Source organism: Cyanobium gracile PCC 6307 (assembly GCF_000316515.1).
Classification (GTDB): domain Bacteria; phylum Cyanobacteriota; class Cyanobacteriia; order PCC-6307; family Cyanobiaceae; genus Cyanobium; species Cyanobium gracile.
Genome location: NC_019675.1, coordinates 857390 through 877118, shown reverse-complemented (window position 1 = coordinate 877118; position 19729 = coordinate 857390). Strand labels below are relative to the sequence as shown.

The window sequence follows — 19729 nt, the reverse complement described above, 5'->3', positions numbered from 1 at the left end:
TCCCGATCCGGCGACAACCGATGGACCTTGTCGCCATTTCGCTGGTGGTGCGCTGGCTGCTGGGCTGGGCCCTCTGTCTGCGGCTGTTCCGGCTTCCCGTGGCCGAGCTCCAGGGATATCCATCAGTTTCCGTGCTGATTCCCGCTCGCGATGAGGAAGGCACCCTCCCGAATCTTCTGCCGGCTCTCCAGGCGCAGACCTTCACCCCCCTGGAAGTGATCGTGATCGACGATCACTCCAGTGATCGCACCGCCGCGATCGCGGCGGCCTCCGGGGCGAGAGTGATGCAACCGCCTCCTCTGGCGCACGGGTGGTGCGGCAAGACCTGGGCACTGCACCACGGCGTCCGGGCCAGCAAGGGCGAGATCCTCGTTTTCCTCGATGCCGACACCGAGCCCCATCCCGCCTTTCTGGCTCGGCTGGTGGCGGCCCAGCAGCAACTGGGTGGGCTTGTGTCGGTGCAGCCGTTCCATCGCACCGAAAAGCCCTACGAGCAGCTCTCGATCCTGTTCAGCCTCGTGGGGCTGATGGCGGTGCCCATGGGGCAGGGCTGCGGCGTGGCGTTCGGTCCGGCCATGGCCACCAGCCGTTCGGATTACGACCGGGTGGGGGGCCATGAAGCTGTGGCCGGCAAGGTGGTGGAGGACTGGTTCATGGGCCATCTGTATGAGAAGGCCGGTCTGCCGGTGAGTGCCTACATCGGCGACGGACTCATCCAGTACCGCATGTATCCCGGCGGGTTTCACGACATGGTGACGGGTTTCGCCAAAAATTTCGCCACCGCCGCCGGGGAGGTGCGATGGGCCTGGATGCTGGCGGTGCTGCTGTGGATCTCCGGCCTGTTCTGGGCCGCCTGGTGCCTGCCGGCGTCCCTGCTGGGGTGGCCACTGATGGGTCCGCCTGCCATTCTTCCCAACCTGCTGCTCTACCTCGCCTTTGCCGTCCAGCTGGTAGCGCTCACCAGGCGCGTGGGGAACTTCGCCTGGATCTGCCTGGTGTTTCCGATTCCTGTTCTGTTTTTCCTGGCGGTGTTCGTCCTGGCGATCCTGAATCTCCAACGTGGCACGATCGAATGGAAGGGCAGGCAGTTTCCAACGCGGTAGCGGTTCTGGCCTGCGCCCTGGGCTGGCTGCTGTGGTCGGTGCTGATCGGTGGGCTGGCCCACGGCCTGCCCCAGGCGGCCCTGGAGGGCGACAGCTGGCTCACCAGACCGCGCCCCTGGCCGGAGACGAAAGAGGTGTATGAGCGGCGTCTGGGGATCCTGCGCTGGAAGTCCCTGCTTCCGGATGCCGGCGCCGCCCTGCCGGGAGGTGTGCGCAAGAACAGCCTGGTCTGCCGGGACCCTGCCACCTTGCAGCGCCTCGTCGAGGAGACCAGGCGAGCTGAGCTGGTGCACCTGGCCATCTGGCCCTTCTGGATCGTGACGGCCCTCTGGCTGCCGCCGGCCGGGGTGCTGATCAACCTGGTCTTCGCGACCCTGTTCAATCTGCCCTGCCTTTGGCTTCAGCGTTACAACCGTCTGAGGCTTCAGCCTCTGCTGCTGACCATGCGGGACCGGGATTCTTCTGACCGCTGATGCCTTACCGCCCGACCACCCCACCGAGCAGGTCAAGGTCCACGCCAATCCCGCCGTCCTCGGCGTGGCGGGCCACCACCAGCCGGTGCCGGCCGCTCTCCAGCACGAAGGCGTCCCGCCCCTGATCGAACCAGGCGAGGCGCCTCAGGGGTATCCCCACCGCAACCCGTCGGCTCGCATCCGCCGCCAGGCTCACCCGGGCGAAGCCCACCAGGGTGCGCCGCGGCCGCTCCACGGCCTCCCCGGGCGGCTCGGCGTAGACCTGCACCACCTCGGCGGCCTCCACCGTGCCGGTGTTCGTCACCGTGACGGCCAGCTCCAGCGCCCCCTCGTCCCCCGCCGGGGTGGGGAGCCACGCCACCGCCGGGTCGGTGTGGCTGAAACGGCTGTAGGAGAGCCCGAAGCCGAAGGGAAAGGCCGCTGGCCGGTTGCTGCGGGCCAGCCGCCGGTAGCCGTGCCAGAGGTCGTAAGTGATGTGCCGGGCCCGGGGATCGAACGGCGGCAGGTGGCCGGCCTCGGTGGGCACCGAAAAGGGCATCCGCCCCGACGGGGAGATCCGACCCAGCAGCACGTCGGCGAGGGCCGCGCCGCCCTGCTCACCGGGGTACCAGAGCAGCAGCAGGCCCGGCACCCGCTGCCGCCAGGCCTCGCAGAGGATCGCCCCACCCCCCATCAGCACCACCACCGTGCGCGGGTTGGCGGCGGCGATCGCCAGGATCAGGGCCTCCTGCGGCGGCGGCAGCTCCAGCACCGTGCGATCGCCGGAGGCGAAGGAGCCGCCCGCCCGGGCCGTACCGAAGCGCGTCACCCCGGCGACCATCGCCGCCACCGCCGTCCACAACGGCAGCAGCCGGCGCCGGCCGCACAGGCGCAGCAGCCACGCGGGGGGCGGCGCCTGGCGCAGGATCGGGGCCAGGTCGCCCGGGTGGATGTGCTCCCCCTCGTGGCGCCAGTCCAGGCCCACCACCACCAGGGCCGCATCCGTGCGGGCCGCCAGGGCCGCGGCCGCGGCCGGATCGCTGCCGTTGTCGTGGTGCAGGCGCAGCTCCGGCGCCGCCGCCCGCAGCCCGGCCAGGGGCGTCAGCACCGATCCCGGCGTCGGCCGGGTGTCGGAGGACCCCCGGTCCCCCAGGTTGACGGCGTCCGCCAGGTGGCCGACCACCGCCAGCGACGCGATGCCGCTCAGGGGCAGCACCCCGCCGGCGTTCCGGAGCAGCACGATCGAGCCGGCGGCGGCCTCCCGCGCCAGCTGCCGGTGGGCACGGCAGCCGCGCAGCGCTGGGGGATAGGCGCCGGCGGGCACCGTGGCCTGGGCCAGCAGCATCCGCAGCACCGCCGCATCGATCAGGGCCTCCGGCACCTGTCCCGCCGCCACCGCCGCCGGAAGTGTGGCCGCAAAGATCATCCGGAAGGGCATCTCCAGGTCCTGGCCGGCCTGGATGGCGGCCACGCCGTCGCGCAGGCCGAAGATGAAGTCGGTGAGCACGAAGCCGCGGAAGCCCCAGCGGTCCTTGAGGATCTCCCTCAGCAGGTGGGGATGCTGGCCGCACCAGGCCCCGTTGACGCTGTTGTAGGCGCTCATCACCGCCAGGGCGCCGGCCTCCAGGCCATCGCGGAACTGGGGCAGGTAGAGCTCCTGCAGCACCCGCTCAGTGGCGCCCACATCGACGCGGAAACGGGCGCTGTCGATCGAGTTGAGGGCGAAATGCTTGACGCAGGCGATGGCATGGCGCCGCACGCCGCGGGTCGCCGCCGCCCCCATGGCGCCCACGTGCACCGGGTCTTCGCCGTAGGTCTCCTGGGCCCGGCCCCAGCCCGGATGGCGCAGCAGGTTGACGCAGATCCCGCCGAACAGATTGGCCCCGAAGCTGCGGGCCTCCAACCCCATGGCCTCGCCGATCCGCTCCTCCAGATCGACGTTCCAGCTGGCCCCGCGACCGATCGGTGCCGGGAAGGTGGTGGCACCACCCTCCAGCACCACCCCGCGGGGGCCGTCGACGAAGTGCAGCCCTCCGATGCCCAGGCGCTCCACCACCCCTGCCGGCCAGGGGCGGCGGTGGGAGGCGTCGTGGAGGGCGATGGCCCCCAGGCCCCCCCAGAACGGGGTGTCGCCATCCAGCATGCCGAGCTTCTCACCCAGGCTGAGCCGCTGCAGCTGGCTCCGGGCCTGCGTCTCCAGGCGACTCCAGTCGGGGCGAGTGGGCACGGATCCAGCCTAGGGGCGGGGCTGGATGGCGAGCATTCCGCCGCGATGTGTGGATCGCGGCACAGCTTGGGTGGCGTACGGGTTTCACCCTGATGGGCCCGCATCTACTGCGTCTGACTGATCGGAAGGGTGGGTCATCCGCCCCAGGACAGAATGAACCGGCTGTAACTGATTGATTCCATGACGTTCTCCTTAGGTTGTGGGAAGGACGCAGGCCACTGATCATCACGGATCAGGTCAGAGTCGACAGCGCTGACAACCTGCCTCAGCCTCCACCCCAAACTTCAACCATTCCCATACGAGACATCACCATGGCCATTCCTGTAAGGATTCCGAAAAAGCTCCATGCCCACCACTTCGCGGAATCAGAAGGCGGACGTTGGGATTCCGAAGCTTCCCCGCTCCTCGATCCTCAGGTGATCGAGCCACGCATGTACCTGGCCAGTCCTGGCAGCGAGAGCGGCTGGGGTTTCCACGGCCGCGCCGAGCGGCTGAACGGCCGGCTGGCCATGCTCGGTTTCGGCATCGGTCTGACCATTGAGGCCCTTACCGGCTCGGGGATCCTGGGGCAGATGGGGCTCGGGGCTCTGCTGCCCCAGGGCTGAACCCGGTGGCGAGGCTGGATGGCCCGATGGCTTGACTCTCCAGCCATGGGGAGCCCATAGGGTGAATCCGTCGTCCCCGGCCCCGGTCCGCCCCCGATGAGCCACTCCACCCTGGGCTCCCCCTGCTGCGCCGCCGATCCGGCGGCCGCCGCCACGACGGGGATGGAAAGGGAGCTGGCCCATGAGCTCACCGTGCTGCGCCGCCGCCTGTCGGTGGCGGCCGTGCTCACCCTGCTGGTGATGGTGGCCACCCTTCCCCACATGCTCGGTGTCCACATCGGCTGGCTGCCGGCCTGGTTCACCAGCCCCTGGACCCAGCTGGCGCTGAGTTCCCCGGTGCTGTTCTGGTGCGGGCGGGAGTTCTTCAGCGGCGCGTGGTCGTCCCTGCGCCGCCACAGCGCCGACATGAACACCCTGGTGGCCGCCGGCACCGGCATCGCCTGGCTGGCCTCGCTGGTGGCCACTGCCTTTCCCGGGGTGCTCACCGCCGAAGGGCTGCCGGCCGACGTCTACTACGAAACCGCCGCGGTGATCCTCACCCTGGTGCTGCTGGGCCGGCTGATGGAGGCCAGGGCCCGCGGCCAGACCTCCGAGGCGATCCGGCGGCTGCTCCAGCTCCAGCCCCCCACGGCCCGGGTGCTGCGGGAGGGGATCGCCAAGGAGGTTCCGGTGTCCACGGTGGCGGTGGGTGACCTGGTGCAGGTGCGGCCCGGGGAGACGCTGCCCCTGGATGGGGTGGTGGTGGAGGGCAGCTCATGGGTGGAGGAATCGATGCTCACCGGCGAGCCCACCCCGGTGGCCAAGGGCCCCGGCGATGGGGTCATCGGCGCCGCGCTCAACCGCAGCGGCAGCTTCACCTTCCGCGTCACCCGGGTGGGTGACGACACGATGCTGGCCCGCATCGTCGCGCTGGTGCGCCAGGCCCAGAGCTCCCGCACCCGGGTGCAGCGCCTGGCGGATCAGGTGGTGGGCTGGTTCGTGCCGGTGGTCATCGCCATCGCCATCGCCACCTTCGTGGTCTGGTTCCTCGTCAGCGGCAACGTGGTGCTGGCGACGCTGTTTCTGGTCAGCGTGCTGGTGATCGCCTGCCCCTGTGCCCTGGGCCTGGCCACGCCCACGGCGATCATGGTGGCCTCCGGTAAGGGGGCCGAGAACGGCCTGATCTTCCGCAGCGCCGAGGCGCTGGAAACGGCCGGTGGGCTGCGCACCATCGTGCTCGACAAGACCGGCACTCTGACCCTGGGCCAGCCGGAGGTGACCGATTTCGAGCGGCTCCACGGTGGCCGGATGCCGGTCGGGACGCTTCTGGCCCTGGTGGCGGCCGTGGAGTCGCGCTCGGAGCATCCCCTGGCCGAAGCGATCGTCGCCTACGCCTCCAGCCGCTGCGGCGACGGCGAACTCCCCGCGGTGCAGTCCTTCGAGGCCAGGGCGGGGTCGGGCGTGCTGGCCTGCGTGGCCGGCCGGGAGGTGCGGGTGGGCAGCCCCCGCTGGCTGCGGAGCTCGGGCCTGGACACCACCACCCTGGATCCGGTGATGGCACGGCTGGAGCGGGCCGCCCGCAGCGTGGCCGCCGTGGCGGTGGAAGGCCGGATCGAGGCCTGCTTCGGCATCGCCGATCCGATCAAGCCCGAGGCCCATGCCGCCGTCGCCGCCCTGCGGCGCCTGGGGCTGGAGGTGGTGCTGCTCAGTGGCGATGCCCGCCGCACCAGCGAGGTGGTGGCGGCCGATGTGGGCATCGTGCGGGTGATCGCCGAGGTGCGCCCCGGCGACAAGGCGGCGGTGGTGCAGCAACTTCAGGAGCAGGGGCAGGGCCCGGTGGCGATGGTGGGGGACGGCCTCAACGACGCCCCGGCCCTGGCCCGGGCCGATGTGGGCATCGCCATGGGTACGGGCACCGATGTGGCCATCGCCGCCAGCGACATCACCGTGCTCTCGGGCCACCTCGGTGGCGTGCCGGCGGCGATCGAGCTCAGCCGCCACACCATGGCCACCATCCGTCAGAACCTCTTCTTCGCCTTCGCCTACAACGTGGCGGGGATCCCGATCGCCGCCGGGTTGCTGTTCCCGCTCACGGGCTGGCTGCTGAATCCGATGCTGGCGGGGGCCGCCATGGCGTTCAGTTCGGTGTCGGTGGTGAGCAACGCCCTGCGGCTGCGTCGCTTCCGCCCCCGCCTGCGTCCATCGGGGGCCGGAGCATGACACCCCACGAGGCGGCCGCGCCGCTGTGGCGGTCGATCCCCCAGCCGCTGGCCCTGCAGGTGCTGGTGGCGGCGGTCGGGCTGGCCCTGATCGCAGCGGAGCTGTGGTGGTTCCTTGGCTCCCATGGCGCCGGGGTGGCGGCCGACGAAGGCGAGCAGGGGATGCAGGAGATCACGATCACGGTCCAGGGCGGCTACACGCCCTCCCGCGTCCGGGTGAAGGCGGGCCGGCCGGTGCGCCTGCTGTTTCACCGCACCGATCCCAGTGGCTGCGTGGCCCGGGTGATCTTCCCGGACTTCCAGCGCAGCCTCGACCTGCCCCTGGGGGCCACTACCAGCATCGAACTACTTCCCGAGCGGCCGGGCTCCTACCCGTTCCACTGCGGCATGGCCATGGTGCGGGGCAGCCTGGAGGCGGAATGATGGGATGAGGTTTCAGGGCTGGCTTGTGATCACCAACCTTGACAATTCCTCTGCTTGGATGCTGCAGATCGCCAGATAAAAAGGGTTCGAAAGACCAATCCTGGTATCGTTGATTCCAATGCCCATTTGCGTGCAAAAAGATTGATGAACAGACGTTTCACCGGACATTTCAGCCAGGCCTCCCTGCTGCTCGTCGCCCTGGCCGTGGCGGCGCCGGAGGTACGGGCCCAGGGCAACCCCTGGGGGGCACCGAGCCAGCAGACGCCGGTGCAGACCACGCCCTGGGGTGGTGGGGGCGGATCCGGGGGCGCCGGTTACGGCCGGCCCGGCAACAGGGCCCTGTCTTTCCCGGTGCAGGGGGTGATCTGCGACAGCTCCGTGAGCGTCTGCTTCAACGCCAACGGTGCCGCCCTGGCCGAAACGGAACGGGAATTCGGACGCCGGGCGCGCCGCACCCTGGAGAACAATCTGGTCAGCAATCCCATCGTCGACGTCACTTTCGCCGACGGCCGCTACTGCAATTTCAACCTGCGTGGCTGCTGGACGAACCGTCAGCGCACCCGCTTTGACCCCCGGCTGAACCCCTGGGTGTTCGGCGCCGCTGCCGGCACCCCGGGCGGCCAGGGCACGGTGATCGGCGGTGCCGGTTCCACCTGGGGGCCGGGCGGCGCCACGACCAATGGCCAGCTCCCCACCACCGGCTTCCAGCCGCCGTTCACCCGCACCCGCCAGAGCGGCACCTGCGCCTGGACCAATGCCGGCATCTCCATCTACAACGGCACCTGCCGCTACGAGATCGTCCAGAACAACACCAACGGCTCCAAGACCCTGGCCTTCACCTTCGACAGGCTGCCGGCCTCGAACCCGCTGCGCACGCTCCGTTTCACCGCCCAGGGCAACGGTCCATGGAGCATCCAGATGCCCAACGGTTCCGCGGCCGCGGTGCAGTCCAGGGTCAACGCCGATCAGTACCGCTCCGACATCCAGCTGGGCTGGGGCAGCGTCTTCAACCTGGGCTTCCGCAGCACGACGACGGCCACCACGGCCCAGCTCAACCAGGCCCTCCAGCCCGTGGATGCCAATGGGCAGGTGGTGCAGGGCAGCGACAGCGAAGCCCTTGGGCAGGCCCTGGGCGGGCTGCTGCAGCAGCTGTTCGGGGGCGGTCGCTGAGTCAGGGGTCGCTGAGGGAGGGCCCGATCAGCCCGCGACCGGTCCCAGACCCTCGCCGGCGTTGCTGAAGAACCGGCGCAGGTTTACGCCCGCCTCATGGGCGGCGATCGTCACCTGCAGCTTCTGCTCCGCGTCGAGGCCATCCCAGAAGGCATGGAAGAGGTCGAGGGAGGCCTTGGCCGTGCCCACCGCCCCCACCAGGGCCATGGGTGCCGCCAGCCAGGGGAACACCAGCAGCACCACCGAGAGCACGGCCCCCACGGCCACGCCGGTCCGGGCCGATTCCAGGCTCGTGGCCAGCACCAGCCGCACCTGGGTCAGCCGGTCGATCTCCCCCCGCCGGTGCAGCGCTTCGGTGCGCAGGGCACTGAGCAGGGCTTGGTAGATGGCGTAAAGCAGGACCCCGCCGACGGTGGATTCCGAGACGAATTCACCGCCACTGAAGGCGCCGCCGTTGCGGTTCAGATCCACCGAGGCCAGCCCCGCCAGGGGGGCCGCTTCCCAGCCGGCGCGGGGAATGCGAAAGGGATCGTGCTCGCGGGTCATGGTTGCGGGGGAGCCGGGCATCCAGCTTGCCATTGGTGACAGGGGAGATGCCCGGTGAGAAGGACCCTCCGGAGAATGGACTCCGATCAGCCGGCTTCGGCCGCCAGACCGTAGGCCTGCACTGTGGCCGTCCCGTCCGGATCGGTCTCGCCCTCCTGATCGTCAAGCACCCCCGCGACGATGCCGGCATCAAACGAGTAGCGGCCCGGGCCGATCAGCAGCAGGGCCAGGCTGCCGCCCAGATAGAGCACCACCAGCTCCAGCACGTAGATGTTGAAACCGCTGGTGAGGATGTGGTGGTAGGCGGCCACGGCCATCGTGCCGGTGAGCGCCAGGGCCCCCAGGGGGGACAGCAGACCGAGAATCAGCAGCCAGCTGCCGAAGATTTCCGAATAGCCCGCCACGTGGGCGAGGAACAGGGGGAAGGGCAGGTGCAGAGGGACCACATAGTTGGTCGCGAACGCCTGCGGGTCGGCCAGTTTGTCCTGGCCGTGGTGGATCATCATTGCCCCGATCGCCAGCCGCAGGATCAGCAGGCCGAGGTTGGCCAGCCGTCCCTCCCGCAGGACGTAGGACTTCAGGGCCTGACGCACTGTGGCGGCGATGGGGGTACCGGGGGCCGGAGCGACCGCACGCTCCTCCCGGTTGCTGGGCACGAGAGCGGCGGCCGTCGGACGGTTGAGCGCCAGCACCCACAGGGCGATGAAGGCGGTGAAGAAGCCCGCGAAGAGCTCGAGCAGGAGCGTGGTGGTCATGGCACCGGGAGATTTATGAAGATTCTGGCGATTCAGGTAACGGAACGTGAAGCGCCCTCCGTGTCCAGCCCCAGGTCCAGGCTGAGCTGACCCACGGTCACCGGCGGCTGCCGGCGACGGCTGCCGCCGCTTCTCCGCCTGCCGGAGGGGGGAAGGCCCGATTGGCGCGAGCCGTGTCGTTCCTGGATCGCATCCGCGGCGGCGCCGAAGCCGCTCTGACGGCGCAGACCCCAGAGCCGTTCCCTGGCCTCCCGGGCGGCGCCCGCCACCTCCACGATCGGGGCCGGGTAGTCGTGGCCGATGCGGCAGCCGCTGGCGGCCTGGGTGGCCGGATCCATCCGCCACGGCTCGTGGCGCCAGATCGCCGGCACCCCGGCCAGCTCCGGCAGCCAACGCCCCAGAAACACCCCCTCGGGGTCATGGTCGCGGCCCTGCTTGATCGGGTTGTAGATCCGGATCGTGTTGATGCCCGTGGTGCCGCTCTGCATCTGGCACTGGCTCCAGTGGATGCCGGGCTCGTAGTCCACGAACTGGCGGGCCAGGTGCAGGCCGCTGTCGCGCCAGTCGATCCAGAGGTGATGGCTGGCGAACGACAGCAGCATCGCCCGCATGCGGAAGTTGATCCAGCCGCTGGCCCGCAGGGCGCGCATGCAGGCATCCACGAACGGCACCCCCGTACTCCCCTCGCTCCAGGCCGCCAGCCGCCCGGGGTCGGTGACGCGCAGGTGACGGGTGGCGGGATGGAGCTCAAGGATCTCGATCGAGGGCTCGCTCTCCAGCTTCTGGATGAAGTGGCAGTGCCAGTGCAGACGCGACAGGAAGGCGTCCAGGGCCCGGGGCCAGCCCGCGGCGACCTCGGCAGGCAACGTCGCCAGGGCCATCCGCCGGGCCCGCGTGGCCTGGGTCACCTCCCCCATCGACAGGGTGCCCCAGGCCAGGTGGGGCGAGAGACGCGAGCAGCCCTCGAAGGCCGTCAGGGGACTGGAGAGCCGGCGGTGGTAGCCGCGTCCCCGTTGGTGCAGGAAGCCGTCCAGCAGCTCCAGGCCGGCCTGCCGACCACCGCGCTGTCGTGCCGGACAGGGGTCCGCCGCCAGGCCCAGCTCTGCGGCGGTGGGCAGGTCCCGCGGGGCGATCCCCTCCAGGGGGGGCAGGGCGACGGGAGCCTCCAGCAGCGGTTCGGCCATGCGCCGCTCCCAGTCACGGGCCCAGCCGCGGCGATCCCTGCGTCCTCGGGTCACCCCGAAGCTGGCGAATTGCTGCCAGGGGATCCCCCGTTCGCGGGCCCAGGCGGCCACCTGCCGGTCCCTGGCGTAGGTCCAGAGGTTGCCGGTCTCCTGGTGGCTCCAGAGCCCGTCGATGCCGAGCCGATGGTGGGCGGCCTCCAGCACGGCCACCACGTCACCCACGCGCACCACCAGGGGCTGGCCCAGGCCGGCAAGCGACTCTTGCAGCTCCTGGAGCGCCTCCCGGCAGAAGCTCCACTGCCGGTCCGAGCTGTCCGGTTGCCGCCACAGCTCCGGTTCGACCACGTAGAGGGGCAGCACCGGTCCGCGTCGGGCGGCTTCCACCAGGGGGCGGTGGTCGGCGAGGCGCAGATCGCGCTTGAACCAGACCACCTGAAGAGCCATCCGCCCAGGCTAGGAATCCGCTTCAGCGCTTCGGCAGGTCGCTGGGCCGCAGCACCACCACCACCACGCCCACCACCACCATCACGATCAGGACCGCGGCCCCGGCCAGGGGCAGCACCGTCTCCGTCTCCATCCGCCCGCCCGCCGACTGCCTCCCCATCCTGATGCGGCCACCCGGGCAGCGCGCAAAAAAAAAGGACAGGTCAGCCAGACCCGCCCCCGATGAACGTCTTAAGAATTGTAAAGGTTGCGTCGTGTCGGCCGCGAGCGGCCCTCAAGCCGCGGCCCCTGGGGCGTTCCGCCGCGGTCCGCGGTTGCCCGGAAGCCGCGCCACAATCTTCATGTTCCGTTACATCAGCCATGACGGTCGGCGAGCTCTACCTCGAATCCCTGTCCACTGGTGTCATCACCCCCGCCGAGCTCTCCTGGCTCACCCACGGCCAGGACCGTTTCTCCCGGCTGGAGGAGGCCACGGCCCTGCGGCTGGGCCGCCTGCTCGACCAGGGGGACATCCAGCTGGGCTGTCGCCTGGTCCCCACGGGCGACGCCTCCGAAGCCATCGCCTCGCCGGCCCCGGCCGCCGGGATGCTGGAGGAGTGGATCGAGCCCCTGGGTCGCCGACGGCATCGCTGACGACAGTCACAACGCTTCACGATCGTTTACACTCCCTTCAAGTTTCGCAACGAACCCACCCATGTCTGACTCCACCACCCGCTTCGGCTTCGTCGCCTTCGCTGAAACCTGGAACGGCCGCCTGGCCATGCTCGGTTTCGTCATCGGCCTCGGCACCGAAATCCTCACCGGCCAGGGCATCCTCGCCCAGATCGGCCTCGGCTGAGTCCGGCTCCTGCCTTCGTCCGCATCGGCCCGGGTGGTTCTGCCATCCGGGCTTTGATGTCTGCGGCGTTCCCCCCGCATCCCCATGGCGCACGCTCTCGTCTTCGTACTGGCTCCCGAGGGAGGCCTTCCCGGCGACGGCGCGGCCTGGGAGGACCTCCTGGCGGCCCAGCGTCTCGGCGTCCGCAGCGGCATCGCCCTGCGCATGTTCCGGGTGCCCGCCGAGACATCCCTGAACCTGGACGACCTGGTCAGCTCCGGCCAGGCCAACGTCAGTGGGGCCGACCCCTTCGCGCCCCTTCGCACTTCCCCCTGCCATGAGGAGCCGCCAGCCTCCTCTGAGGATCCGGCTCAGGCGCGGCGGCTGATCTGCGACGCGGTGGTGCCCCATCTCGAGCCCCGCGCCCTCTGGCTCGGCGCCTACCAGCTCAGCGGTCCGGAGCGGCCGTCGAGCGGCGGCCATCCGGCCGAGGGCGTGGCGATCGCGTCGGTCCGCTGTCTCGACCAGTTCTCCCTGCGGGAGGCGGACAACGAAACCTGCTGGTTCTATCCCACGGAAAACGGCAACTATCTCTGTTGGGAAAACCAGCGCAGCCTGGAGCTCTCCCTCGGCTACCCCGCCGATTCCTGTCTGCAGGAGGGGCCGGTCTCCTACCAGCGCAGCGACCTGCAGCTCCTCTGGTCCCTGATGGCCGACGACCAGGCCCTCACCTGCGTCGGCCTGACCTATCAGAAGCGGCGCATCGAATGGCCGATTGCCGCCAGTGGTCCGGAACCCTTCGCCACCTGGACCGCGTTTCGGGTCGATGCCATGGCCGATGACACCTACCGGGAGATGGCGAACATCACCGTCTTCCCGGCCTGAACGGCGGCCTCAGCTGGCCTGCTCATAGAGCTTCTCCAGCCGCTCCCGGCTGAGGTCGACGTAGAGCACCTCCTCACCCTGGGCCGGTGCCTCCGGGTGGCGCTGTCGCGGCGAGGGGCTGGAGGCGGCGCTGCGCAGGTTCTGGGTCATGAGGGCGAAGGCACCGCCGGCGATCACCGCGAAGCTCACCATGTAGACGATGGGAAACAGGACATCCAGCATGGATTGCTCGCTTTTGCCCACGTTAATGTAACGATCTGTTAACCGTGGCTGCCACGGCGGCGCCGGAAGCTCAGCTCACGAATCCAGTTCAGGGATTCAGCCACTCCTCCTGCCAGCCGTTGTCGGCCCGCCAGCGGCGGCGCCGGTGGGGGTGACCGGCCAGCTCCAGCAGCTCCACCCGCTGCAGCTGCACCCGCAGCAGCTCGAAGTGCTCCGGCCGCGGGGCCTCCTCCCCCAGTTCCCGGGGGAACGGTCCCTCGCTCTGGAGGGCTTCCCCCGGCGCCGGCCAGCCCCACAGGGCCCGGCCCCGGGGGGTGAGGGCCTGCCAGTGGAAGTTCAGGGCCCGCTGCTCCTCGTCGCCATCGAGAGGCAGCCGGTGGCCCCGCAGCCGGAACTGGCTGCGCGCTCTGGGTAGCAGCCAGCAGAGTTCGAGGGCGGCGGCCCCGGCGAGTTCGTCGCTCTTGGCGCTGCGGCGGTCGGTGAGCAGATCGAGGCAGGTTGCGCCGGCCCAGCAGCGGAACACCAGGGTGCGCACCCGCGGGGTGCCGTCCGCCGCCATGCTGGCCAGCTGCAGCCAGCGGGCCTGGGGGGAGCGGCCCTGCCGCTCCAGGGCGCCGCGCACCAGGGCCCGCCAGGGAGGCAGCGACTCCCCCGGGGTCGGCGACGGACGGGACTCGGACATCGGTAGGACCTACGGCGTGGGTTTTTCGGCCACCACGGCGAAGAAGGGATCCCCCTGTCCCCCCAGCCAGCCCATGGGACCCTCGGCCCGGGTCGGCTCGGCGATCAGCTGCGGGGCCGGCCAGCCCTGGGCCTGCAGCACCCGGCTGACGTAGGCCAGGTGATCCCTGTCGCTGCCGTCGGTCCAGACCTGGGGGGCTTTCTGGAAGAACATCCGGTTCGAGAAGGCCACGATCACCTGGCCGCCGGGGCGGATCACCCGCAGCAGTTCGGCCGCCACCGGCTCGGGCCGCTGCAGGTACTGCCAGCCCGCCACCATCAGCACCGCATCCACGCTGGCGTTCGCCAGGGGCAGGCGCTGGTCCTGGTTGAGGTTCTGCAGCCAGTGGCGATCGAGGCGGGGATTGGCGGCCAGCTCCGCCCCGTTGAGGCCATGGCCGATCACCTCCTCGTAGGTGATGTCCTCCGGCAGGTGACTCACCCAGCTGCTCATCAGATCCAGCACCACCGCGCAGGGGGGGATCCGCTCGCGGTAGAGCGCCGTCAGCCGACGGCGAAAGGCAGCGTCGAGGTGCTGCACGAAGCGGGGTTCGGCATAGAAGAGGGCGTCATCGGAGCTGTCCAGCTTGCGCCGCTCCGCCTCGTTCAGCACCTGCACCGCCATGGTCACCAGGAATCGGTTCTGCTGCCATGGTGGCGAGCCGCGGCTGCTTCCGTCATGACGTCCGCCGTCCCGTCGTCCTTCCTGGTGCTGGCCGCCGATGACCCCGAGCGGCTGGCCGCCTTCTACGGCGCCCTGCTGGAGACGGAGCCCCAGCGGGGATTCAGCTCCAGCCACTGGCGCCTGCTGGGCCCGGGGGAGCACCGGCTGGAGATCTACGCCCCCTCACGCCGGCGTCCCCGCCCCCGCGGCGAGGGCCGGCTGGCCCTCTGTTTCTCCCGCCCGGCGGGCGAGGCCCCACCCCTGCAGCTGCTCCAGGACTGGCTCGCCGCCCTGGTGGCCCTGGGGGCGGTGGCGGTGGAGCCGCCGCGGCAGGAACCCTTCGGGGCCGAGGCCTGGCTGGCTGATCCGGAGGACAACCGCCTGCTGCTGCTGGTCAGCGGCGGCTGAGCCGCAGCTGACAGGCGTAGGGCCCGCGGCCATCGAGGCAGGCCGCGCCGCAGTGGGCGCCGAGGCTGATCGACTGCCGCAGATCCCAGCCGGCGGCCAGGGCCGTGGTGACGCCGGCGGCGAAGCTGTCGCCGGCGCCGTAGGCATCAAGCACCGGCCCCATGCGGGAGACGGCGCCATAGCGGCCACCTGGAACCAGCACCCCGCCCCGCTCGGCCTCGGTGCCGATGTAGAGCGAGGGCGCCGGCTCCAGATCCCCGGGCCTGTAGGTCTCGCCGGGGTCGGCGGCGCTGCCGATCAGGGCGTCGAGGGTCACGCCCGCTTCCCGCATGGTCGGCAGCCGCAGCCGCGGCGTGGCGGCCAGCACCCGGGCTCGCCGGGCCAGCTGCAGGCCGCCGGCATCGGTGGCGGTGACGAACACCCCGTCGATCTGGCTCAGGCGCTGCCATGGCAACCCATCGGCGGCGGTGGGCATCAGCCGCTCGCCGATCACGGTGATGGTGCGCTCGCCGCCGGCGTCGATGAAGGTGATCCCCCGCCGGGTCGGGGCCGCCCGCCAGGCGATGTGCAGCTCGAGCCCCAGACCCTCGAGCTCCTCGGCGGCCCGGCGCCCGAGGGCGTCGTCGCCCAGGGCGGTGAAGAAGGGAATCCGCTCCCCCGTCAGACGGGCCATCTGCACGGCTACCACGGCGCCGCCGCCGGCGGGGAGCTCACAGAAGTCGTCGGCATGGAGGATCTCGCCGGCCGCCGGCAGATGGTCCACGCCGATGAAGCTCACCATCTCCATATGGCCCACCACCGCCAGGGCCACCGGGGGGAGGTCCGGCAGCGCCGCCAGGGGCAGGGGCTGGAGGGGCTCCATTCAGCTGGAGGCGGAGGTGTAGAAGCGCAGGGCGAACTGCCAGAAGCGCCGGCTCACCACCACCGAGGTGATCGCCACCGCGCCGCCGGCCAGCAGCCAGGGGCCGGTGGCTCGCCCGAGGATCGCCTCGGCCGGCACCGTGGTGAGGAAGGCCACCGGCACGATGAAGGTGAAGAAGGCCCGCAGGCCGGCGGGGAAGGCGCTCACCGGAAAGCGACCCGCCACCAGCACGCTGCGCAGCACCTCGGTGGCGTTCCAGATCTTCACGAACCAGATGCTGCTGGCCGCCAGCACGAACCAGAGGCTGTACAGGATCATCAGGCTGGCCACCAGCATCAGGGCCGCCCCCAGCAGGGTGAGGGGCGCCGGGGTGGCGCCGGCCTTCCAGGCGGCGTAGCCGATCAGGCCGGCCCCCAGGGCGATGCCCGGCAGACCCCAGGGGGAGAAGGTGCGGGCCGAGAGCCAGAACTGGCTGTCGATCGGCTTGAGCAGGACGAAATCGAGGCTTCCCGTGCGCACGTGGGCGACGATCGTGCTGAGGTTGGGCTGCAGCAGGGTGCTGGTGATCCCCTCCAGCAGGGTGTAGACCCCCAGCACCACCAGGGCCCCTTCCCAGCTCCAGCCCCCCAGCGACTGGCCGCGTCCGTAGAACAGCGACAGCACGAAGATGCTGCCCACCAGATTGCCGGCCGTGGCCACCAGCTCGATCAGGAAATTGGCCTGGTATTCCAGCTCGGCCGTCAGCGAGGCGATCCAGAACACCCGCAGGGTGGTGAGGTAACGGCCCATCACGCCCCCATGGCCGAATAGTGGCGCAGGCCCCGCCGCCACAGCAGCAGGTTGATCGGCAGCAGCAGGGCGGCCCAGGCAGCCATGGCCGCAAAGCTCTGGAGCACCGGCACGGTCTCACCGGCCAGGATCCGGGCCGGTACATCCACCATGTAGGGGAAGGGGGTCCAGAAGGCGAAGGTCCGCACCGACTCGGGATAGAGGGCCAGGGGGGCCACCAGCCCGGAGAGATAGAGGTAGGGCAGGTAGAGGAGGCGCTCCAGGGCGCTGGCCTTCTCGCTCCAGAAGCACACCATCGTCAGCGTGAACTGCATCAGGAAGCGCAGGGCGAAGGCCGCCAGGGTGGCCAGCACCGCCAGCAGCGCCGACGTCGGCGAGGGCCACCAGAAGGCGGCGGGATAGAGAAGGAAGAACAGCCCCACCAGCATCGCCACGAAGGGCAGCCGGGTGGCCTGCTCCGAGAGGTGGGCGGCCACGTAGCGCCACACCACGGGCAGGGGCTGGAGCAGGTAAGGCGACAGGCGGCCGTTGAGGTTGTCCTCCTCGAAGGTGTACATCACCCAGACGATCGTGAACTGACGCACCACGAACGCCGACAGGAAGTAACGGGCCAGCTGCAGGGAGCTCATCCCCAGCCCGCCGCCGGCATCGACGGCGCTCCAGAGGCCCAGCATGATGAAGGGCAGCACCCCCGAGAGCGCCCAGAGCACGATCTCGGCCCGGTACTCGAGCATGTAGGCGTACTGGCTGGAGAGCAGCACGGCGGCGATGCGGCGGGCATGGGCCAGCCGCTGGCGCAGGGGGTGTCTCATGCCGGGGCCACCCTCATGCCACGGCCCCTTCATGGAACAGCCGGCCGATGATGTCCTCGATCGGCGGGTCGGACACCGACAGATCGACCACCGCCAGGTCGGCCAGCAGCCGCCCCACCTGTTCGGTGAGCCGCTCCCGCGGGATCAGCAGCCGCACCTCCCGGCCCTCGATGGCCTCCACCTCGCCGTAGCTGGCGAAGGCCTCGGCCCCCAGGGGCGCGTGCAGCTCCAGACGCACCTCCCGGCAGGGGGCGAGCCGCTGGGTGAGGGTCTCGAGGCCGCCGTCATAGAAGAGGCGGCCCTCGTGGATCAGCAGCACCCGCGGGCAGAGGGCGGTGATGTCGGCCATGTAGTGACTGGTGAGCAGCACGGTGGCGCCGAAGCGGCGGTTGTAGTCGGCCAGGAAGCTGCGCACCCGGGCCTGGGCGTTCACATCCAGGCCCAGGGTCGGTTCATCGAGGAACAACACCGCCGGACGGTGCAGCAGGGCCGCCAGCAGCTCCGCCTTCATCCGCTGGCCCAGGGAGAGCTTGCGCACGGGCCGGCGCAGTTCGTCCCCCAGTTCGAGCATCTCCGCCAGCTCGGCGATGCGGCGGCGGCTCTCGGCCGGGGGGATGCCGTAAACGGCGGCGTTGACCCGCAGGGAATCCAGCGGCGGCAGATCCCAGATCAGCTGCTGCTTCTGGCCCATCACCAGGGTGATCTGACCCAGGAAGTCCGCCTCACGGCGCTGGGGCTGGCAGCCGGCCACCTCCACCGTGCCGCTGGTGGGGTGGATTAACCCCGTGAGCATCTTGAGGGTGGTGGTCTTGCCGGCGCCGTTGGCCCCCAGGAAGCCGACGAACTCCCCCGGCGCGATGGCGAAACTCACGTCCTGCACGGCTGCGATCAAACGCTCGCGACGATTGACGAAGTGACGCAGGGTGCCGGCCAGTCCGGGTTGCTTGTCGGCCACCCGGTAGGTCTTGCCGAGGCCCTGCGCGCGGACGATGGCCATGCGGTCGGGGGCCATGCGGACGGGGGCGGGCAGGCCCACCCTATCGAGGGTCCTGCCCCGCCTGGAGCTGGACATCAGGCGGCCTCCGGGCACCAGCCGGAGCTGCGCTGCAGCGGCTCGAGCCAGCTCGGACAGCGCTGGGTGAGGTGGTCGCCGTGGCAGATCAGGGCCTGATGCCACTGGCAGCTCAGCAGCGGGATGCCGTCGGCGTCGGCGTGGTGCCGAAACCACTGGCAGGTGAGGCAGACGTGCCGGCTGCGACTGGGGAGCAGCTGCTCCGGCCCCAGGTAGGGCCAGGCGTCGCGCTCTGGAGCAGGGTGCCCAGCTGGGCGTGGAGCGGGGCCTGGAGCAGAGGACATGGCCAGTGAAAGCGGTACATCTGTACTAGCAGGGATCGCCCCTGGCGGCCAGTGCCACCCTTGAGCGGCGCCGCCGCCGCACGACTGCTGCGAGACCGCTGCGAGACCGCAGCCGTGCCGCAGCGGGTCTTCGGCGCGGTCGCTGCGGCCACGCCAACGATCCGGGGCACGGAAATTCTGTTCTGGATCGCCGTCACGGAACCCCGGCCGGGGGGCCACAATCGACGATCGGGGTCGCGCCGTTCGCCATGCCTTCGCCATGCTGATCCGGCTCGGTTGCGAATTGACCCTCTCCTGCTGGGCCCCGACGCCGGTGCTGGCCCTGGTCCATCCCCATGGCAGCCGCCTGGAGGACCGGCGCGGCCCCGAGCGGCTGCGGCTGAGCCCCGACCGGATCGCCGAGGTGCTCACCGATGCGGACGGCAACCGCGCCTGCCGCTTCGTGGCCTCCACCGGCAGCACCACCCTGGGATTCGAGGTGGTGGTGGCCGACCACGGCCTTCCCGATCCGGTGGCGCCGGAGGTGGGGGAGTGCCCGGTGGGGTCGCTGCCGATCGTCACCTATCACTACCTCAACCCCAGCCGCTACTGCGACACCGATCGCCTCGCCCAGGTCGCCTGGGGACGCTTCGGCGGTGTCCGGCCGGGCTGGTCACGGGTGCAGGCCATCTGCGACTGGGTGCACGAGCAGCTCCGCTTCGACTACGGCGCCGCCCGCAGCGACAAGACCGCCCACGACGCCCTGCGCGAAGGACGCGGCGTCTGCCGCGATTTCGCCCATCTCGCCATCAGTCTCTGCCGCTGCCTCAACATCCCCGCCCGCTACTGCACCGGCTACCTGGGCTATACGGGCACCACGCCCCTGCCCGAACCGATTGACTACTCAGCCTGGTTCGAGGCGTTCCTCGAGGATCGCTGGCATGTCTTCGACCCCCGCCACAACCGGCCCCGCATCGGCCGGGTGCTGATCGCCCGGGGTCGGGATGCAGCAGATGTGCCCTTCCTGCGCTCCTTCGGCGACCACCAGCTCACCGGCTTCCGCGTCATCACCGAGGAGGTGGCCAGGCCCGACTCTCGCTCTCTCTGA

24 protein-coding genes are annotated in these 19729 nt (G+C 70.4%); 11 read left to right on the top strand and 13 right to left on the bottom strand.

The annotated features are described in order from the left end of the window. Positions 1–20 precede the first annotated feature (20 nt). Both CYAGR_RS04060 and CYAGR_RS04055 read left to right on the top strand, forming a co-directional pair. Positions 21–1103 (top strand): glycosyltransferase family 2 protein, encoded by a 1083-nt coding sequence (locus CYAGR_RS04060; protein WP_015108509.1) that lies wholly within the window; start codon positions 21–23, stop codon positions 1101–1103. Next, entirely contained in the window at positions 1073–1576 is a 504-nt protein-coding gene (locus CYAGR_RS04055; RefSeq protein WP_015108508.1) for a glycosyl-4,4'-diaponeurosporenoate acyltransferase CrtO family protein, read from the top strand. The genes CYAGR_RS04060 and CYAGR_RS04055 overlap by 31 nt, the downstream gene beginning before the upstream one ends. A gap of 4 nt (positions 1577–1580) precedes the next feature. Here the strand turns inward: CYAGR_RS04055 and CYAGR_RS04050 are convergent, their stop codons facing one another. Further along, positions 1581–3782, bottom strand: coding sequence for a beta-glucosidase family protein (locus tag CYAGR_RS04050; RefSeq protein WP_015108507.1), 2202 nt, complete (start codon positions 3780–3782; stop codon positions 1581–1583). 416 nt (positions 3783–4198) lie between these two features. Between CYAGR_RS04050 and CYAGR_RS18140 the strand changes: the two genes are divergently transcribed. From CYAGR_RS18140 to CYAGR_RS04030, 4 genes are all read left to right on the top strand, one after another. After that, positions 4199–4387 carry a high light inducible protein gene (locus CYAGR_RS18140; RefSeq protein ID WP_245552597.1) on the top strand — a complete coding sequence of 63 codons (189 nt, stop codon included), beginning with the start codon at positions 4199–4201 and terminating at the stop codon, positions 4385–4387. Between the two features lie 96 nt (positions 4388–4483). Next, positions 4484–6586: a copper-translocating P-type ATPase gene (locus tag CYAGR_RS04040; RefSeq protein ID WP_015108505.1), complete on the top strand. Its 2103-nt coding sequence runs from the start codon at positions 4484–4486 to the stop codon at positions 6584–6586. Then, on the top strand, positions 6583–7008 hold the full coding sequence (locus CYAGR_RS04035) for a cupredoxin domain-containing protein (protein WP_015108504.1): 426 nt from the start codon (positions 6583–6585) through the stop codon (positions 7006–7008). The genes CYAGR_RS04040 and CYAGR_RS04035 overlap by 4 nt, the downstream gene beginning before the upstream one ends. A 144-nt stretch (positions 7009–7152) precedes the next feature. Continuing rightward, entirely contained in the window at positions 7153–8178 is a 1026-nt protein-coding gene (locus CYAGR_RS04030) for a YcgJ family protein (protein WP_015108503.1), read from the top strand. 27 nt (positions 8179–8205) lie between these two features. On the opposite strand, the gene CYAGR_RS04025 is transcribed toward CYAGR_RS04030, so the two are convergent. The 4 genes from CYAGR_RS04025 to CYAGR_RS18810 form a co-directional block, all read right to left on the bottom strand. Further along, positions 8206–8724 carry a hypothetical protein gene (locus tag CYAGR_RS04025; RefSeq protein WP_015108502.1) on the bottom strand — a complete coding sequence of 173 codons (519 nt, stop codon included), beginning with the start codon at positions 8722–8724 and terminating at the stop codon, positions 8206–8208. A gap of 86 nt (positions 8725–8810) precedes the next feature. Further along, entirely contained in the window at positions 8811–9479 is a 669-nt protein-coding gene (locus CYAGR_RS04020; RefSeq protein ID WP_015108501.1) for a DoxX family protein, read from the bottom strand. A gap of 32 nt (positions 9480–9511) precedes the next feature. After that, the gene (locus tag CYAGR_RS04015) at positions 9512–11107 is read right to left on the bottom strand and encodes an FAD-binding domain-containing protein (RefSeq protein ID WP_015108500.1); all 1596 of its coding nucleotides are present in this window, start codon (positions 11105–11107) and stop codon (positions 9512–9514) included. A gap of 22 nt (positions 11108–11129) precedes the next feature. Beyond that, positions 11130–11267, bottom strand: a complete 138-nt coding sequence (locus CYAGR_RS18810; RefSeq protein WP_015108499.1) for a hypothetical protein — start codon at positions 11265–11267, stop codon at positions 11130–11132. Positions 11268–11467: 200 nt separating this feature from the next. Between CYAGR_RS18810 and CYAGR_RS04010 the strand changes: the two genes are divergently transcribed. The 3 genes from CYAGR_RS04010 (at position 11468) to CYAGR_RS04000 (ending at position 12809) form a co-directional block, all read left to right on the top strand. Further along, positions 11468–11740: a hypothetical protein gene (locus tag CYAGR_RS04010; RefSeq protein ID WP_015108498.1), complete on the top strand. Its 273-nt coding sequence runs from the start codon at positions 11468–11470 to the stop codon at positions 11738–11740. Between the two features lie 61 nt (positions 11741–11801). Continuing rightward, on the top strand, positions 11802–11945 hold the full coding sequence (locus CYAGR_RS04005) for a chlorophyll a/b-binding protein (protein WP_015108497.1): 144 nt from the start codon (positions 11802–11804) through the stop codon (positions 11943–11945). Between the two features lie 84 nt (positions 11946–12029). Next, positions 12030–12809, top strand: coding sequence for a hypothetical protein (locus CYAGR_RS04000; protein WP_015108496.1), 780 nt, complete (start codon positions 12030–12032; stop codon positions 12807–12809). A gap of 9 nt (positions 12810–12818) precedes the next feature. On the opposite strand, the gene CYAGR_RS03995 is transcribed toward CYAGR_RS04000, so the two are convergent. From CYAGR_RS03995 to CYAGR_RS03985, 3 genes are all read right to left on the bottom strand, one after another. Then, on the bottom strand, positions 12819–13031 hold the full coding sequence (locus CYAGR_RS03995) for a hypothetical protein (RefSeq protein ID WP_015108495.1): 213 nt from the start codon (positions 13029–13031) through the stop codon (positions 12819–12821). A gap of 88 nt (positions 13032–13119) precedes the next feature. Further along, positions 13120–13713: a PPOX class FMN-dependent protein gene (locus CYAGR_RS03990; RefSeq protein WP_015108494.1), complete on the bottom strand. Its 594-nt coding sequence runs from the start codon at positions 13711–13713 to the stop codon at positions 13120–13122. Between the two features lie 9 nt (positions 13714–13722). Further along, the gene (locus CYAGR_RS03985) at positions 13723–14376 is read right to left on the bottom strand and encodes a methyltransferase domain-containing protein (RefSeq protein ID WP_015108493.1); all 654 of its coding nucleotides are present in this window, start codon (positions 14374–14376) and stop codon (positions 13723–13725) included. Positions 14377–14430: 54 nt separating this feature from the next. Between CYAGR_RS03985 and CYAGR_RS03980 the strand changes: the two genes are divergently transcribed. Further along, positions 14431–14823: a VOC family protein gene (locus tag CYAGR_RS03980; protein ID WP_015108492.1), complete on the top strand. Its 393-nt coding sequence runs from the start codon at positions 14431–14433 to the stop codon at positions 14821–14823. Here the strand turns inward: CYAGR_RS03980 and CYAGR_RS03975 are convergent. Genes CYAGR_RS03975 through CYAGR_RS03955 form a run of 5 tightly spaced genes read right to left on the bottom strand, consistent with a single transcriptional unit; the run spans position 14810 to position 18642 of the window. Continuing rightward, complete coding sequence (locus CYAGR_RS03975) at positions 14810–15685, bottom strand: PfkB family carbohydrate kinase (protein ID WP_015108491.1); 876 nt, start codon at positions 15683–15685, stop codon at positions 14810–14812. The two genes, CYAGR_RS03980 and CYAGR_RS03975, sit on opposite strands and share 14 nt — an antisense overlap. Next, complete coding sequence (locus CYAGR_RS03970) at positions 15686–16474, bottom strand: ABC transporter permease (RefSeq protein ID WP_015108490.1); 789 nt, start codon at positions 16472–16474, stop codon at positions 15686–15688. Then, on the bottom strand, positions 16474–17286 hold the full coding sequence (locus CYAGR_RS03965) for an ABC transporter permease (RefSeq protein ID WP_015108489.1): 813 nt from the start codon (positions 17284–17286) through the stop codon (positions 16474–16476). Before CYAGR_RS03965 ends, CYAGR_RS03970 begins: the two co-directional genes overlap by 1 nt. A 13-nt stretch (positions 17287–17299) precedes the next feature. Further along, positions 17300–18298 carry an ABC transporter ATP-binding protein gene (locus tag CYAGR_RS03960; RefSeq protein WP_425386794.1) on the bottom strand — a complete coding sequence of 333 codons (999 nt, stop codon included), beginning with the start codon at positions 18296–18298 and terminating at the stop codon, positions 17300–17302. Between the two features lie 59 nt (positions 18299–18357). Further along, positions 18358–18642 (bottom strand): hypothetical protein, encoded by a 285-nt coding sequence (locus CYAGR_RS03955; protein ID WP_015108487.1) that lies wholly within the window; start codon positions 18640–18642, stop codon positions 18358–18360. 283 nt (positions 18643–18925) lie between these two features. Between CYAGR_RS03955 and CYAGR_RS03950 the strand changes: the two genes are divergently transcribed. Further along, positions 18926–19729 (top strand): transglutaminase-like domain-containing protein, encoded by an 804-nt coding sequence (locus tag CYAGR_RS03950; protein WP_245552596.1) that lies wholly within the window; start codon positions 18926–18928, stop codon positions 19727–19729.